The 15,974-nt window shown below is 69.9% G+C and carries 15 protein-coding genes; 7 read left to right on the top strand and 8 right to left on the bottom strand.

Annotation, left to right across the window (positions count from 1 at the left end):
- Nucleotides 1–75 precede the first annotated feature (75 nt).
- The 7 genes from AC1KAT_RS16440 (at nt 76) to AC1KAT_RS16410 (ending at nt 6,685) form a co-directional block, all read left to right on the top strand.
- Complete coding sequence (locus AC1KAT_RS16440) at nt 76–735, top strand: thiol:disulfide interchange protein DsbA/DsbL (RefSeq protein ID WP_480327911.1); 660 nt, start codon at nt 76–78, stop codon at nt 733–735.
- A 237-nt stretch (nt 736–972) separates the two neighbouring features.
- Nucleotides 973–1,536, top strand: a complete 564-nt coding sequence (lptA, locus tag AC1KAT_RS16435; protein WP_480328517.1) for a lipopolysaccharide transport periplasmic protein LptA — start codon at nt 973–975, stop codon at nt 1,534–1,536.
- The gene (gene lptB, locus AC1KAT_RS16430) at nt 1,533–2,285 is read left to right on the top strand and encodes an LPS export ABC transporter ATP-binding protein (RefSeq protein WP_480327909.1); all 753 of its coding nucleotides are present in this window, start codon (nt 1,533–1,535) and stop codon (nt 2,283–2,285) included. Before lptA ends, lptB begins: the two co-directional genes overlap by 4 nt.
- 120 nt (nt 2,286–2,405) lie before the next feature.
- Nucleotides 2,406–3,935 carry an RNA polymerase factor sigma-54 gene (locus AC1KAT_RS16425; RefSeq protein ID WP_480327907.1) on the top strand — a complete coding sequence of 510 codons (1,530 nt, stop codon included), beginning with the start codon at nt 2,406–2,408 and terminating at the stop codon, nt 3,933–3,935.
- A 38-nt stretch (nt 3,936–3,973) separates the two neighbouring features.
- Nucleotides 3,974–4,795, top strand: coding sequence for a helix-turn-helix transcriptional regulator (locus AC1KAT_RS16420; RefSeq protein WP_480327905.1), 822 nt, complete (start codon nt 3,974–3,976; stop codon nt 4,793–4,795).
- Between the two features lie 57 nt (nt 4,796–4,852).
- Entirely contained in the window at nt 4,853–5,425 is a 573-nt protein-coding gene (locus tag AC1KAT_RS16415) for a YbhB/YbcL family Raf kinase inhibitor-like protein (protein WP_480327903.1), read from the top strand.
- A gap of 36 nt (nt 5,426–5,461) precedes the next feature.
- Nucleotides 5,462–6,685, top strand: a complete 1,224-nt coding sequence (locus tag AC1KAT_RS16410) for a THUMP domain-containing class I SAM-dependent RNA methyltransferase (protein ID WP_480327901.1) — start codon at nt 5,462–5,464, stop codon at nt 6,683–6,685.
- Between the two features lie 21 nt (nt 6,686–6,706).
- Here the strand turns inward: AC1KAT_RS16410 and AC1KAT_RS16405 are convergent, their stop codons facing one another.
- From AC1KAT_RS16405 to AC1KAT_RS16370, 8 genes are all read right to left on the bottom strand, one after another.
- Nucleotides 6,707–8,107: a sensor histidine kinase gene (locus AC1KAT_RS16405; protein ID WP_480327899.1), complete on the bottom strand. Its 1,401-nt coding sequence runs from the start codon at nt 8,105–8,107 to the stop codon at nt 6,707–6,709.
- Nucleotides 8,108–8,256: 149 nt separating this feature from the next.
- Nucleotides 8,257–9,645, bottom strand: a complete 1,389-nt coding sequence (locus tag AC1KAT_RS16400; RefSeq protein WP_480327897.1) for a sensor histidine kinase — start codon at nt 9,643–9,645, stop codon at nt 8,257–8,259.
- Nucleotides 9,646–9,719: 74 nt separating this feature from the next.
- Nucleotides 9,720–10,457, bottom strand: a complete 738-nt coding sequence (locus AC1KAT_RS16395; protein WP_480327895.1) for a 16S rRNA (uracil(1498)-N(3))-methyltransferase — start codon at nt 10,455–10,457, stop codon at nt 9,720–9,722.
- The gene (locus AC1KAT_RS16390; RefSeq protein ID WP_480327893.1) at nt 10,457–11,224 is read right to left on the bottom strand and encodes a 5'-methylthioadenosine/adenosylhomocysteine nucleosidase; all 768 of its coding nucleotides are present in this window, start codon (nt 11,222–11,224) and stop codon (nt 10,457–10,459) included. The genes AC1KAT_RS16395 and AC1KAT_RS16390 overlap by 1 nt, the downstream gene beginning before the upstream one ends.
- A gap of 4 nt (nt 11,225–11,228) precedes the next feature.
- Nucleotides 11,229–11,705 (bottom strand): hypothetical protein, encoded by a 477-nt coding sequence (locus AC1KAT_RS16385; protein ID WP_480327891.1) that lies wholly within the window; start codon nt 11,703–11,705, stop codon nt 11,229–11,231.
- Nucleotides 11,706–11,830: 125 nt separating this feature from the next.
- Nucleotides 11,831–13,504: a long-chain-fatty-acid--CoA ligase gene (locus tag AC1KAT_RS16380; protein ID WP_480327889.1), complete on the bottom strand. Its 1,674-nt coding sequence runs from the start codon at nt 13,502–13,504 to the stop codon at nt 11,831–11,833.
- Between the two features lie 122 nt (nt 13,505–13,626).
- Nucleotides 13,627–14,376 (bottom strand): AAA family ATPase, encoded by a 750-nt coding sequence (locus AC1KAT_RS16375; RefSeq protein ID WP_480327887.1) that lies wholly within the window; start codon nt 14,374–14,376, stop codon nt 13,627–13,629.
- Between the two features lie 23 nt (nt 14,377–14,399).
- Entirely contained in the window at nt 14,400–15,932 is a 1,533-nt protein-coding gene (locus AC1KAT_RS16370; RefSeq protein WP_480327885.1) for a YiiX/YebB-like N1pC/P60 family cysteine hydrolase, read from the bottom strand.
- Nucleotides 15,933–15,974: the final 42 nt, after the last annotated feature.

The following is a 15,974-nucleotide window of genomic DNA, read 5'->3' as shown; positions in this document are numbered from 1 at the left end:
ACCCGGGCCGCGGGGCCTGAACTTTGTGCCCCGGCCCGACTCGGAAACCCCGAACCCACTTGCAGGACTGACCCCATGAACCGTCGCGATTTCTCGTTGCAACTCACCGGCCTCGGCCTCGGCGGCACCGCGCTGATGGCGCCGTTCGCGGCCCTCGCCCAGGGCCCGCAAGAGGGCAAGGACTTCGTGCGCGTGAACCCCGGCGCGCCGGTGTCGTCGCCCGCCGGCAAGATCGATGTGGTCGAGTTCTTCTGGTACGGCTGCCCGCACTGCAACGCCTTCGAGCCCGCGCTCGAAGAGTGGGTCAAGAAGCTGCCGGCCAACGTGGCCTTCCGCCGCAGCCCGGTGGCCTTCCGCGAAAACCCGCACGGCATCCACCAACGCCTCTACTTCGCGCTCGAAGCCATGGGCAAGCTCGACGCCATGCACCGTCGCGTGTTCTATGCGATGCACAGCGAGCGCCAGCGCCTCGACAAGCCCGAAGAGATTGCCGCGTTCATCGGCAAGAACGGCCTCGACAGCGCCCGCTTCATGGAGTTGTTCAACGGCTTCTCGGTGCAGACCAAGGCCCGCCAGGCCTCGCAATTGGCCGACGCGTACAAGATCGAAGGCGTGCCGGCCCTGGGCATCAACGGCCGCTACCTGACCTCGGGCCAGATGGCCGGCTCGCCGGAGCGCTCGCTCCAGGTGGCCGATGTGCTGGTGCAGCGCGCCCTGCGCGAGAAAAAGGGCTGAGCCCCCTCGCTTGACGCGGCGCCTCGTCAGCAGGTGCCGCTCATCACCCCGGCGTTGGACGGCGTCCGTCGGGGTGACCTCACCGGCGGATTCGCCCGCCGGATGTGAGATTTCCCCTGCGGTCGGCCACGCCTGTGGGCTAGAATGGCCTGCAAGTTTCGTGCCGCAATGAAGACCCTCATTTCCTCCCTCTTGTCAAGTCGTTGCTGCGTTGCAGCACTGGGCGCCGCCTTGGCCGTGTTCGGTGCGGTGGCGCCGGCCCAGGCCGAGCGCGCCGACCGCCTCAAGAAGATGGAGGTCGAGTCCAACCAGCCCGGCAAGATCGACCTGCTGAACCAGGTCGTCGTGTTCAGCGGTGACGTGGTGGTGCTCAAGGGCACGATGTCCATCCGCGCGCAGCGCATCGAAGTGCGCGAAACGCCCGACGGCTACCAGATCGCGATTGCCACCGGCACGCCCGAGCAGCCGGCGAAGTTTCGCCAGAAGCGCGAAGGCGTCAACGAGTTCATCGAAGGCGAAGCCGCCCGGCTCGAATACGACAGCAAGGGCGACACCGTGAAGTTCGTGGGCAAGGCGCAGGTGCGCCGCCTGCGCGGCGAGGCGGTGGCCGACGAGGTGAGCGGCGCGCTGATCACCTACGACAACACCGCTGAGGTGTTCACCGTCTCGGGCGGGGCCGCCGCGGCCACGCCCAGCAACCCCACCGGCCGCGTGCGCGCCGTGCTGTCGCCCCGCGAGGGGACGGCCGCGGCGGCCGAAGCGGCCGCGCAGAGCGCATCGCAGGCCGGGGGTGGCCGATGACGGCGGCGCCGAACCGGCTGGAGGCCCAGGGCCTTCAAAAGAGCTACGGCTCGCGCAAGGTGGTGAAGAACGTGCGCCTGGCCGTCGATGGCGGCGAGGTGGTGGGCCTCTTGGGCCCGAACGGCGCCGGCAAGACCACCAGCTTCTACATGATCGTCGGCCTGGTGCGCGCCGACGCCGGCGAGATCAGCATCGCCGGGCAGCGTGCCGAGCGGTTGCCGATCCACCAGCGCTCGCGGCTCGGCCTGAGCTACCTGCCGCAAGAGGCGTCGATCTTTCGCAAGCTGACCGTCGAAGAGAACATCCGCGCGGTGCTCGAACTGCAGCGCGGCCCCGACGGCAAGCCGCTGCCCAAAGAGCAGATCGACAAGCTGCTGTCGGGCCTGATGCACGACCTGAGCATCGAGAAGCTGCGCAACAGCCCGGCCCCGGCGCTGTCGGGCGGCGAGCGCCGGCGGGTCGAGATCGCCCGCGCGCTGGCGACGCAGCCGAGGTTCATTCTGCTCGACGAGCCCTTCGCGGGCGTGGACCCGATCGCGGTGATCGAGATCCAGCGAATCATCAGCTTCCTGAAGAGCCGTGGCATCGGCGTGCTGATCACCGACCACAACGTGCGCGAGACGCTGGGCATCTGCGACCGCGCCTACATCATCAGCGAGGGCGAGGTGCTGGCCGAAGGCACGCCCGCCGAGATCGTCGAGAACCCCGATGTGCGCAAGGTGTACCTCGGCGAAAACTTCCGGATGTGAGATGACGGCCCCTTATCTCACCCCTCGTCTCAACCCTGGCGATCCGATCCCCCGAGGGGATGGGGCCGCTGCTTGGGGGCGGCCCGGCGCTGCGGCCCTCGCGTTGATCGAGGCTGCACGATGAAACCATCGTTGCAGGTCCGCCTCTCGCAGCATCTCGCGCTGACGCCGCAGCTGCAGCAGTCGATCCGCCTGTTGCAGCTCTCGACGCTCGAACTCCACCAAGAGGTCGAGCAGATGCTGGAGCAGAACCCGTTCCTCGAAACCGATGACGACGGCAGCCCGGCCTTCGAGCCGCTGGCCGAGCGGCTGCTGCCGGCCGAGCGCAACGCCGAGCGCGAGGTCGATCACGCGAACGACAGCACCAGCAGCGGTGATGGCGACGAGCCGGCCGGCGTCGATGCGGCTGAGTTCGGCGCCACCGAGCGCGAGGACTGGGAGAACGGCACCGAGCGCGACGACTTCGATGGCATCCGCGAAACGCCCTCGTCCGGCAGCGGCAACAACGACAACGACGACTTCGATCCGCAAGACCGCAACCCGGTCGGCGAAAGCCTGCAAGAGCACCTGCGCCGCCAGTTGCTCGGCATGCGGCTGAGCCCCGAAGACGCAGCGGCCGTGCACGTGCTGATCGAATCGTTGAACGAAGACGGCTACCTGGCCGATTCGCTCGAAGCGATCGCCGCCGAGCTGGTGCCGGGCGAAGACGAAGACAGCCTCGCGCAACGCGAAGACCTGGTCGATCGCCTGCGCTGCGCGCTCAAGTGGTTGCAGAACATGGAGCCCATCGGCGTCGGCGCGTCCAACCTGCCCGAATGCCTGGTGCTGCAACTGCGCGCCTTGCCGCGCGACGAGGCGCAGGCGATCGCCATCCTGATCTGCAAGAGCCACCTCGACCTGCTCGCCAAGCGCGACATGAAGAAGCTCATGGCCGCCACCGGCGCCGACGAAGAGCTGATCAAGGCCGCGCAGGTGCTGATCGTGCAGCTCGAACCCAAGCCCGGCCGGCCCTTCACGCGCGCCGAGGCCAACATCGTCGTGCCCGACGTGATCGTGCAGAAGTCGGGCCGCAACTGGAAGGTCGTGCTCAACCCCGACGTGATGCCCAAGCTGCGCATCAACGACCTGTACGCGCAGGCCATCCGCAGCTCGCGTGGCTCCGGCGGCTCGGCGCTCAGCTCGCGCCTGCAAGAGGCACGCTGGTTCATGAAGAACATCCAGCAGCGCTTCGACACCATCCAGCGCGTGTCGCAGGCCATCGTCGAGCGGCAGAAGAGCTTCTTCACGCACGGCGAGATCGCGATGAAGCCGCTGGTGCTGCGCGAGATTGCCGATGAGCTGGGCCTGCACGAATCGACCATCTCGCGCGTCACCACGGCCAAGTACATGGCCACGCCCTACGGCACCTTCGAACTGAAGTACTTTTTCGGCTCGTCGCTCAACACCGACGCCGGCGGCAACGCGTCGAGCACGGCGGTGCGCGCACTCATCAAGCAGCTGGTGGCGGCCGAAGACGCGGCCAAGCCGCTGTCCGACAGCCAGTTGAGCCACATGCTCGAAGAGCAGGGCATCCAGGTGGCGCGCCGCACGGTGGCCAAGTACCGCGAAGCGCTCAAGATCGCGCCGGCCAACCTGCGCCGGGCGCTGTGAGCGGGGCACCGGTGGCTGCGCGCTGAGAGGGTGTCCCCGTGAGCCAGACCCGCGCGGCGGCCTCCGCCCTGTTCGCCACCTCGGTGCGCTACCGGCTCAAGACGCTGGCGATCCGCGAAGACGTGATCGGCTGGGTGCAGTCCGGCACCAAGACCCTGCTCGGCCCCGAGGGCGAACGCCACTGGCAGCGCGGTGAGTTGTTCGTGCTGCCGCGCGGCCGGCAATGGGACGTGGTCAACGACCCGGCGCCCGACGGCCACTACCGTGCGCTCGTCCTCGTGCCCGGCCCCGACGAGGTGCAGGCCTTCGCGGCCCGGCCCGAAGCCGCCCGCGCCCGCCACGTGCACGACGCGGTGCGCCTGCGAGCGGACGACGAGCTCGCCGACACCTTCGCCCGCAGCGCGCGTGCGCTCGACGCGACCTCGGGCGTGTCGCCTGCCGTGGCGCGGCACCGTCTGCACGAACTGCTGCTGGTGCTGGCCGAACGCGGCTGGTGCTTCGCGCCCGGCCAGACGCGCGGCTGGGCCGACCGCGTGCGGGCAGTCGTCGCCAACCGCCTCGAAGCCGACTGGACGGTCGAGGCGCTGGCCGAGGCCTTCGCGATGAGCGCGAGCACCTTGCGCCGCCGCCTCGCCGACGAAGCCATCACCGCCGGCGAACTGGTGCGCGAGGTGCGCCTGGAGGCCGCGCTCGGCCTGCTGCAGACGACGGACCGGCCGATCGGCGAAATCGCTGCGCGTTGCGGCTACGAATCGCACAGCCGCTTCAGCGCGGCGTTCAAGTCGCGCTTCGGCCTTGCGCCGAATGAGTTGCGGCCCGGGATGAACGCTGCGGCACAAGACTTGGCGCTCGCAGGCTAGGGCGGCGGGCCTGCCGACGGCAGCATGGTGGCTCCATCACCTCGACAGGAGATCGCCATGCCCTTGCCCCCGATGCGTCCCGCCCTTGCCGCCCTTGCCCTGATCGCCCAGCTCGTGGCGGCCCCCGTGGCGCAGGCCGAAGGCTTCACCGTCACCAGCCCGCAGTTCAGCCCCGGCGGCACGCTCGGCAGCGAGCAGGTCTTCAACGGCTTCGGTTGCCAGGGCGGCAACCGCTCGCCCGCGCTCGAATGGAAGAACCCGCCCGCCGGCACGCGCAGCTTCGCCATCACCGCCTACGACCCCGACGCGCCCACCGGCTCGGGCTGGTGGCACTGGGTCGTCTACAACTTGCCGGCTTCGACCACCGGCGTGCCGGTCGGTGCCGGCGCGGCCGAGGCCCCGCGCCTGCCTGCGGGCGCCGTGCAAGGCCGCACCGACTACGGCACGCCCGGCTTCGGCGGCGCCTGCCCGCCCGCTGGCGACAAGCCGCACCGCTACGTGTTCACCGTGCATGCGCTGAAGGTCGAGGCGATCGACCCACCCGCCGGCGCGAGCGCCGCGATGGTCGGCTTCTACCTGACGATGAACCGGCTGGGCTCGGCGAGCATCGAGGCGCGGTACGGGCGCTGAGCTGGCGGGGGCAAGGCCAGCGGCGACAATGCCGGCATGCCTTTGCCCCTCTTCCTCCCGTGCGCCGCTGGCGTTGAATCGCTGCTGGCCGATGAAGTCCGGCGCATCCTGCCCGAGGTGCCGGTGCATGCCGCGCGCGGCGGGGTGTCGCTCGAAGGCGGGCCGGACGAGGTGATGCAGCTCAACCTCGAAAGCCGTCTCGCGCAGCGGGTGCTGGCCGAGGTGGCCGAGGGGCCGTACTTCGCCGAGAACGATCTGTACGACCTGGCCTGCGGGGTCGATTGGACGCAGTGGATCACCCCGCAGCACACGATCAAGGTCGACACCACCGCGCAGCGCAGCCCGCTCAAGAGCCTGAACTTCGCCGCGCTGCGCATCAAGGACGGTGTCTGCGACGTGATGCGCGAGGCGACCGGCGAGCGCCCGAGTGTGGACACGCACCGGCCCGACCTGCCGCTGGTGCTGCACCTGGGGCCCGAGCGGGCGTCGCTGTACGTGGACACCTCGGGCGAGCCGCTGTTCAAGCGCGGCTGGCGCGAAGACAAGGGCGATGCGCCGCTGAAAGAAACGCTGGCCGCCGCGATGCTGGCCGCCGCCGGCTGGCGCGGCACGCCGCAAGAAGGCGGCGCCTTGCACGACCCCTGCTGCGGCTCGGGCACGCTGGCCATCGAGGCCGCGCAGATCGCGTGCGACATCGCGCCGGGCCTGAAACGCCGCTTCGCGTTCGAGCGCCAGCTGCCGTTCAGCGACGCCAACATGCGCGCGCAGTGGCAGCGCCTGAAGAGCCACGCGCAGGCGCGCGTCCGCCCGAGCGCGGTGCCCATCCACGCCAGCGACATCGCGTTTCGCATGGTTGATTTCGCGCGGCGCAATGCGCAGCGCGCGGGCGTCGAGCAGGCGATCCAGTTCAACGGGGGCGATGCGCTGGAGCGCCCGGCGCCCACGCTGCCGGCCGACCTGCCGGGCACGCTGATCCTGAACCCGCCCTATGGCGAGCGCATCGACGTGGCGGGCAAGGCGGCGCGGCCGTCGGCGCAAGACCGCGACACGCCGGACGACTTCTTTCCGCGCCTGGCCACGCACTGGAAGCGCGCCTACACGCAGCACCCGGCGGGCTGGACGGCGTGGGTGCTGAGCCCCGACATGAAGCTGCCCGGCGCGATGCGCCTGAAAGAAAGCCGCCGCGTGCCGATGTGGAACGGCCCGATCGAATGCCGCCTGTTCCGATTCGACCTGGTGGCGGGTTCGCCGAAGGCCTGACCCGGCCGAAGGCCGTGCCGTTCAGGCCGGCAGGCTGAAGTAGAAGGTCGCGCCGCTGTTGGGTGCGGACTCGGCCCACACCGTGCCACCGTGGCGTTCGACGATGCGCTTGACGATGCTCAGGCCCACGCCGTGCCCCTGGAAGCGCTGCGCGCTGTGCAGGCGCTCGAACGGGGCGAAGAGCCGCTCCGAGTCTTTCATGTCGAAGCCGACGCCGTTGTCGCGCACGTAGACGACCTGCTCGCCGCGGTGGGCCTGGGCCGGGGCCTGCTCGGGGCCGAGCGCGCCCACCACGACCTGCGGGTGCTCGGTCTCGCGCGAGAACTTCAGCGCGTTGCCCACCAGGTTGATCAGCACCTGCCGCAGCAGGTCGGGGTCGGCGCGCACGGCGGGCAGGGCCTCGACCGTCACCGGCCAGTCCGGCGTGGGGGCGGTGTCGGCCTGGCGCATTTGCTCCAGCGTGTCGCGCACGAAGCTGTTGAGGTCCACCCGGCGTGGTGCGAGGGGCACGTCGCCCACCCGCGCCAGCGCCAGCAGCGCAGCCACGAGCTTGGCCGACGAGTCGGCCTGGGTGGTGATCACATCGAGCATGCGCTCGGCGCTCACCAGGTCGCGCCGCGCGAGTGCGTCACGCGCCAGGCGCGCCACGCCGGCGATGCCACCGAGCGGCCCGCGCAGGTCGTGCGAGACGCTGCGGTTGAAACTTTCCAGCCCCTCGACCATCTCGCGCAACTCGGTCGTGCGTTGCGCCACGCGCTGCTCGAGCGATTCGTTCAGCGCCTGCAAGGCCTGCTCGGCGGCTTCGCGACGCTGCAGTTCATCCTGTCCGCGGCGGTGCGCGCGCAACAGGCCCAGCGTCAGCACCGTCATGCCCAGCGCGAGCGTGGGCACGGCGGCGGCATAGCGCAGCAGGCCGGTCGGGATGAGGCCCGCGGCCGAGATGCCGAAGACCGTGGGGTACATCGCGAACACCACGAAGATCAGCAGCAAGCGCGCGTCGCGCTGTCGCCAGGCGGACCACAGCACCAGCACCGCGAGTGATGCGAAGAAGAACGCCAGGCCCAGGACCAGCGGGCCCGTGCCGCTGCCTGCCTGCACCGCCAACCACAGTGCTGCCGGCCAGGCCATGGCCAGTGCGTTGAGCACCCGGCGCAGGCGCCGTGGCGGGGCGAGCAGGTCGATCAGCCCGAGCGCTGTCAGCGCCGCGCCCACCATGCCCAGCGACAGGGGCGCGGGGTGGGGGCGCAGGCCGATGGGTCGCCATTGGGTGTCGAACAGGAAGATCAGCGTCAGGATGGCGAACAGCCCGCCGAAGCAGGCGGCCCAACGGGCCCGCTCGGCGTGCCAGACCGCTGCGAACAGCAAGGCCAGCGCAGCGTGCGCCAACAGCCCCACCAAGGCATAACCTTCGACCGCCTGCATCACCACGTCCCCAGGGCCCGCACAGCGTGAGGCCGATCAGCATACGCCGATGCCCAGGGACACGAGGCGTCGTTCCGCGCGGGTGAGACCACAGGTGAGGCTTGCGCGTGACGGGGTCGACAAATTGCGCGGGTCGGCCGGGGCACGGCTCAGGCCGGCAGGCTGAAGTAGAAGGTGGCGCCGTGGTTGCGGGCGGATTCGGCCCAGACCTTGCCGCCGTGGCGTTCGACGATGCGCTTGACGATGCTCAAGCCCACGCCGTGGCCCTGCGCGCGTTGCGGGCCGTGCAGTTGCCTGAAGGGCTGGAACAGCTGCGTGGCCTCGTCCATGTCGAAGCCCACGCCGTTGTCGCGCACGAAGAGGATGCGCTCGCTGCCGGGGGTGTTGGTCGTTTGCAGGGCGCCGACCTCGATGCGCGGCGGGTGGCTGTCGCGGGTGAACTTCATGGCGTTGCCCACGAGGTTGACGACGACCTGGCGCAGCAGGTCCGGGTCCGCATGCACACGCGGCAGGGTCTGCACGGTGACCGGCGGCGGCCTGCTCTCGGGGTCGGCCAGGCGCATTTGCTCCAGCGTGTCGCGCACGAAGACGTCCAGGTCGACGGGCTGCGCACGCAGCGGCACATCGCCCACGCGCGCCAGCGCCAGCAGGGCGCCCACCAGCTTGGCCGAGCTGTCGGCCTGGGTGGCGATGACCTCCAGCATGCGCTGAACGGTGCTGCGGTCGTCGCGGGCGAGCGCCTCGGCGGCCAGCCGTGACACGCCGGCGATGCCGCCGAGCGGTCCGCGCAGGTCGTGCGACACGCTGCGGTTGAAGCTTTCCAGCGCAAGGACCACCTCGTGCAGTTCGGCGGTGCGCTGCGCGACGCGCTGTTCGAGCGATTCGTTCAGCGCCTGCAGGGCCTGTTCGGCGGCCTGCCGACCTTGCAGCTCGGCCTGGGCGCGGCGGTGGGCACGCAGCAGGCCGGTCGTCAGCACGGTGGCACCGACCGCCGCCGTGGGCACGATCAGCAGGTACCTCAGCAGGGGCACGGGCAGCCAGCCCAGCGCGGCCGCACCAATCACCCCGGGGTACAGCAGCAAGGTCGCCGCCACCAGCCCGTGCCCGCTGCGGGGCTCGGCCCGCATGGCATGGCAGGCCATCAGCCCCTGGACCCCGAGCAGGGCCCCGTAAACCGCAAACGCCGTCAGGCGGTTCACCGCGCCCAAGGCCATCAGCACCGTCATGACGGCCGAGGTGCCGAGCACCCCCGCGGCCAACCGCTTTGCGGCGCGCCCCGTGATGCTGAAGTAGTCGATGAGGCCCAGCGTGGTCAGCGTGACCAGCAGCAGGGCCACGACCCCCGAATACACGTTGGGCAGGTCGCCCTGCGGGCGCGTGTGCTCGTCGAAGGCATAGACCAGGGCGGCAGCCATGAAGCCCACCGCGAAACACGCGGCCCAGCGCTCGCGCTGCACCCGCCACACCAGCCCGTGCAGCAGGCCCAGGGCGCCCAGTGCCAGCGCCCCAGCCAGGGCATAGGTGTCGGTCGCCGTCATGCGTTGTCTCCCGATGCGCCCCGTGCCAGTGCGGGGGCGAGCCAGCATACGCCGGCGTCACGGGCGCAAACCCCCTAAGGCAGCACCAACGAGTCGCGCAGGGACACGTTCGCCAGCACCGCGAGCGGGGCCGTGTCGGCCCGCAGCACGCGGGAGCCCAGGCCGACGCCGACAAAGCCGACGGTCCGGGCGAGCGCCTCTTCGGCCGGGGCGAGGCCACCTTCGGGGCCGCTGAGCACCGTGACGGACGGGCCCACCGCGGCCAGCGCTCGCGCCAGCGGTTCGGCCCCGGTCAGGCTCAAGAGCCAACGCGCATTGCCTTCGGTGGGCGCCGCGTCGCGCAGCCAGTCAGACAGCGGGCGGATCGGCGCGATGCGCGGCACGCGCGTGCGCCCGCTCTGCTCGGCCGCCGCGATGGCCACGCCGCGCCAGTGTTCGACGCGCTTGTCGGCGCGCTCACCGCTCAGGCGAAGCACCGAGCGTTCGGTCAGCAGCGGCTGGATCGCCGCCACGCCCAGCTCGGTGGCCTTCTCGACCAGCGCGTCCATGCGGTCGTTGGCCGGCATGCCCATCGCCAGCGTCACCTGCACGGGCAGCTCTCGCTCGATGGGGTCGTGCGCGAGCACGTCCACCGTGACCGTTTTGCGGCCCATCTGCGTGACTTGGGCGGACCACTCACCGCCTGCGCCGTTGAACAGCGTCAGCGCGGCGCCCGGTTGCAGGCGCAGCACCTGGGCGTGCCGCGAGGGCCCCTCCGGCAGATCGAACGCGGCGCCGGCGGCCAGCGCCGCCTCGACATACAGCCGCGGCATCAGCGCGCGGCGAGCCAGTCGTGCACGACAGCCCGGGTGTAGACGCTGGCGACTTCGACGATGAAGCGCGAGAAGTCGGCATGCGCGTCGTCATCGGCCCGGTCGGACACGGTGCGCAGCGACGCGAAGGGCCGGCCGAAATCGGCGCAGATTTGCGCAGCGGCGGCGCCTTCCATCTCGACCGCCAGCGCGTCGGGCAGCGCCTGCACCAGCGCACGGCTCTCGGCGGCCGTCGAGACGAAGCGGTCGCCGCTGACGATGAGGCCGGTGTGCAGCCGCGGCGTGGTGATGCCGAAGTCGTTCAGGTGCGCGCGGCCGATCAAGCGCTCGGCGCTGTCGATCACGCGTGCGGCGGCGGCGTGCAGTTCGGCGCTCAGCGCGGCGTCGGTGGCGAAGCGGGTCGTGCCGGTGAGCGGCACCTCGAAGCGCGGAAAGAGCGGCGAGCAGTCCATGTCGTGCTGGGCCTGGGCGTCGGCCACGACGATGTCACCCACCCTCACGCCGGCGCCCAGCCCGCCGGCCACACCGGTGAACACCACCGCGCCGGCGTTGAAGTGCGACAGCAGCAGCGCCGTGGTGGCACCGGCGGCGACCTTGCCGATGCCGGAGAGCACCAGCACCACCGGCTGGCGCGCAATGTGGCCGAGGTGAAATTCGCGCCCGGCCAGCGGCACGCGGCGCACGTCTTCGACCAGCGGCAGCAGCGCGCGCAGCTCTTCGTGCATCGGGCTGCTGATCGCCAGCGGCCGTTCGGCGGAAAAGACCATCGCCTCAACCACCGAACAGGGTGCGGCGCGCCGCTTCGGCGACGGCCTCGCCCTTGCGCTCTTTCAGCTTGTCGAGCACGCGCTCGGCCACGTCGCGCAGTTCTTGCGGGGTCGAGGCTTTCTCAAGTGCCAGCGTGAGCGGCAAGCCGCGCAGGCCGAGTTCCTTCGAGATCATCTGCGTCAGCGCCTCGGTGAAGTGGGCGTAGTCGGTCGGTGGGGCCGGGGGCGGCGGGGCGGCCGCCGCACTGGGGGCTGCCGCACGCGCGGGCGAGCGGCTCTCGGGTTCGCTCAGGGGTTCGATCAAGCCCAGCGATTCGAGCCAGGTGAAGTCATCGGGCGTGATGCCGGCGATGGCGCCCAGCAGCATCTCTTCGCTCTTGTGCCCGTCGATGAGCACCAGCAGGTTGCGTTGGGCGCGCTCTTTGATGAGCGCCTTGGCTTGGATTTCCGTGCGCCCTGCCTCGGTCTTGGTCCAGATCACCGTGTGGTTCCCCCCAGTTCAGTGGGGGGCCATGCTGCGGTGCTTTGTGCAGCGCGTCAACCCAATGGGCGACGCGCCGCAGGGCCGGCCCCGAACCCCGCCGCGGGCGGGGCCGGGTGGGCTGCTCAGGCCTTGTCGCGCAGTTCGCGCCGCAGGATCTTGCCGACGTTGGTCTTCGGCAGTTCGGTGCGGAATTCCACCAGCTTCGGACGCTTGTAGCCGGTGAGGTTGGCCTCGCAGTACGCGCGCACATCGGCTTCGGTGATCTTCGGGTCGCGCTTGACGATCACGAGCTTGACCGCTTCGCCGGCCTTGGCGTCGGGCACACCGACCGCGGCGCATTCGAGCACGCCGGGCATCAGGCCGACCACGTCTTCGACCTCGTTCGGGTACACGTTGAAGCCGCTCACCAGGATCATGTCTTTCTTGCGATCGACGATCTTGAAGAAGCCGCGCGTGTCCACGGTGCCGATGTCGCCGGTGCGGAAGAAGCCGTCGGCCGTCATGGTCTTGGCGGTCTCGTCGGGGCGCTGCCAGTAGCCGGCCATCACCTGCGGGCCACGCACGGCGATCTCGCCCGGCGTGCCCGGGGGCACCTCGTTGCCGTCGTCGTCGATCAGCTTGACCTCGGTGTTGGGCAGCGGCATGCCGATGTTGCCGCTGAAGGCGTTGCTGTCGGTCGGGTTGCAGGTGATCGACGGCGAGGTCTCGGACAGGCCATAGCCCTCGACGATCGGGCAGCCGGTCTTCTCAAGCCACTGCTTGGCCGTGGCGCTTGACACCGCCATGCCGCCGCCGACCGAGATCACCAGGTGGCTCCAGTCGACGGTGCTGAACTCGGGGTGGTTGACCAGCGCGTTGAAAAGCGTGCTGACGGCCGGGAAGCTGTGGAAGGTCTGGCCCTTCAGCTCCTTGAACACCGCCGGGATGTCGCGCGGGTTCGGGATCAGGATGTTGCAGGCGCCGGTGCGCAGGCCCAGCATCATGTTCGAGTTGAAGCCGAAGATGTGGTACAGCGGCAGCGCGCACACGGTGACCAGTTGCTGGCCGTTCGGGATCTTGCGCAGCGCCGGCTGGTACCAGGCTTCGGACTGCAGCACGTTGGCCACGAGGTTGCGATGCAGCAGCACCGCGCCCTTGCTCACGCCGGTCGTGCCGCCGGTGTACTGCAGCACCGCGATGTCGTCCGAGCCGATCTGCGGCGTCTTGAGCGTGGCCGAGCGGCCTTGCGACAGCGCGTCCTTGAAGCTCACTGCGCCGGGCAGCTTGAAGGCCGGCACCATCTTCTTCACCTTGCGCACGACGTAGTTGACGATCGCGCCCTTGGGGAAGCCGAGCAGGTCGCCCATGCCGGTGACGATGACCTTCTTCGTCGGCACGGCGCCGAAGCACTGTTCGAGCGTGGTGGCGAAGTTCTCGATCAGCACGATGCCCTTGGCGCCCGAGTCCTTCAGCTGGTGCTCGAGTTCGCGCGGCGTGTACAGCGGGTTCACGTTCACCACCACACAGCCCGCGCGCAGGATGCCGGCCACGGCGACCGGGTACTGCGGCACGTTGGGCATCATCACCGCAATGCGGTCGCCCTTGGCGAAGCCCTGCGCTTGCAGGTACGCGGCGAAGGCGCGCGAAAGCTCATCGATCTGGGCATAGCTGAAGTTCTTGCCCATGAAGCGGTAGGCCGAGCGCCCCGCGTGCTTCTTGAAGCTCTCCTCCAGCAAGTCGTTCAACGACTTGTACTGCCCCGTCTCCACTTGCCCCGCGACCCCTTGGGGGTAGTGCTTGAGCCAAATCTTTTCCATTGCAGGCGACCCTTGCTTGATGCAAAACCGCGCAATTCTGACGGAAGCCGAGGCCAGAATTCTGTGTCCCCGTTCAATCGTGGGAGGAAAGATGTCTCGGCGGGGGTGCAAACGGCCCGGGATCAGCGGGCCAACAGCTGGTCGAGCATGCCTTGCCGGTCGAGCAGGAAGCGCCGCGTGACCTGGTAGTGCTCGGTCTCTTCGTAGGCGACGCGCTCGATGCCGTCGGCGGTGAACTGGTAGATCCACGCGTCGGGATACGCCATCAAGATCGGCGAATGCGTGGCCATCACGAACTGCGACTGCTCTTCGATCAGCGCGTGCAACCGGGCCAGCAAGGCAAGCTGGCGCTGCGGCGAGAGGGCGGCCTCGGGTTCGTCGAGCAGGTACAGGCCCTGGCCGCGAAAGCGGTTCATCACCAGCGCCATGAACGACTCGCCGTGCGATTGTTCGTGCAGCGAAACGCTGCCGTAGGCCGGCAGGATGGGCATGCCCGGGCCCGGCGCGGCGTCGAGTTCTTCGATGTTCGTCGCGACGTTGAAGTAGCTCTCGGCGCGCAGGAAGAAGCCGTCACGCGGTCGCTTCACGCCTTTGGCGACGCGCAGGTGCTGGTGCAGCACCGAGTGCGATGCCCGCGTGCCGAAGTTGAAGTTGCGTGAGCCGCCCTCGGGGTTGAAGCCCAGCGACACCGCGATGGCCTCCAGCAAGGTCGATTTGCCGCTGCCGTTTTCGCCGACGAAGACGGTGAGCTTCGGGTGGAAGTCCAGCCGTTCGAGCGCGCGCACCGCAGGCAGGTGAAAGGGGTAGACCTCAAACGACGCGATGGTGTCGCGGCGCAGGCTCGCGCATTGCAAGAACTGCGTCGAGATCATGGGCGGGGGCCTGAAGGCGACGCTCAGCGCGGGGCGCCCATGCCCTGCGTGACGATGTGCCACTTGGGCCGCTTCCAGCTCTCGCGGAAGCGCGCGAGGTCGCCCTCGACGGCCTCACCCTTTTGCGCGTCGCCGTCGAAAAAGGCGACGAAGTCGAACTGTTGCGCGGGCGTCCCGTAGGTCTGGTCGAAGTGCTGGGCGATGTCGTTGGCGCTCGTCACCGGGCGGCCTGCCACCGGGCGCAGCGGCATTTGCAGGCCGCGCTTGCCGGTCTGCGTGGCGTAGGCCTTCAACACGAACTCGGTGCACACCAGCGTGTCGTCGGTGCGGAAGTCGAAGTTGAAGTCGTAGGGCCGGCCCTGGTAGTGAAGGGCGGCCACCAGGGTCTGCGCCACGTCGAGCGGCGTCAGGCGCGGGCGCAGCACCACGACCGAATCGCCACCGGCCGCGTGCGGCAGGCTGGTCGGCACCACGCCTTCGCTGATGGCCTCGATGGCGCGGTGCGGGTCGCCATGGGCGTCTTTGGCCAGCAACCGGTCGTAGGCCGCCGGGTGGCGCTTTTTCATCAGCGTGTCGAGGCGGCCGTCGGCGGCGCCCTGCGCGACAAGCCAGGCGCGCACCTCGGGGGTGTCGAACCAGGTGGCGCGCTGTTCGGGCGAACCGACGTACAGCACCGCGTGCGGCCAGAAGCCGGGCAGGCCGACGTTCGACAGGTACCACTCGCGCCGCACCAGCAGCACATCGCCGGGGCGCAGCACGGCGTCGAGCTTGTCGATCTGCGCCGGCCGCACGAGGAAGCGTTCGCCCTGCGCCACGCGGGTGTCGCCCATCCATTCGGACACGCCCTTCTGCACCGGGAAGAAGAGCTTGAAGCCCGTGTCCTGCGTCACGTGGCCCATGTTGCGCAGGGTGTTGATGAGCCCGTCGCCGCGGCCGGCCCTCCACAGCGCGCGGTCGTCGTCCTGCGCGGCCGTGAGCAGCGGCGCGGGCAGGGCGGGGGGCTGCTTCAGCTGCGCGGCGGCCTGCTGGCGGCGTGCCGACAAGGCGGCGAACTCGCTCGCGATCAGCGCGTTGAGGTAGCGCAGCTTGAACTGCGCGTAGCTGCCACCGGGCAGGCCGAGTTCGGGCACGGGTTCGTCGAGCACGATGCGCAACGTGGGGTCGGCGTCGGTCAGCGCGATGAAGTCGAGCGCGTGGCGGTAGCGCGACACCAGCGCGGCGTGGTGCAGCGCCAGGGCGCGCGCACGCGCGGCCGCGTCCGCCCCGCCGGCGGCGGCCTCGACCTGGCGGCGGCTCACGTTGTCGAGCATCAGCATGCGGTCTTGAAAGCTCGCCCACAGGTCGCGCAGTTCGCGGCGCTGCTCGGGGCTCAGGACGCGGGGCGGCCTGGGTTCGCGCTTCACGAACAGCTCGGGCTTCGAGCGCATGTAGCTCACCGTGTGCGCGAGGCCGGTGCGCGCATGGGCGATCGCAGCGGCGTCATCGGCCTGCGCGTGACCCGGCGATGCAATGGCGAGGAGCAGGGTGCCGAGGCAGGCAGCGAGGTGCTTTCTCATGGGGCGATGCTTTGATGAGGTGGGGTAGGCGGAGAGGTGTCG

The sequence above is a fragment of the Piscinibacter sp. PDB5-1 genome (assembly GCF_056676035.1).
The sequence above is the reverse complement of the archived record's forward strand: the minus strand, read 5'-3'. Positions and strand labels throughout refer to the sequence as shown.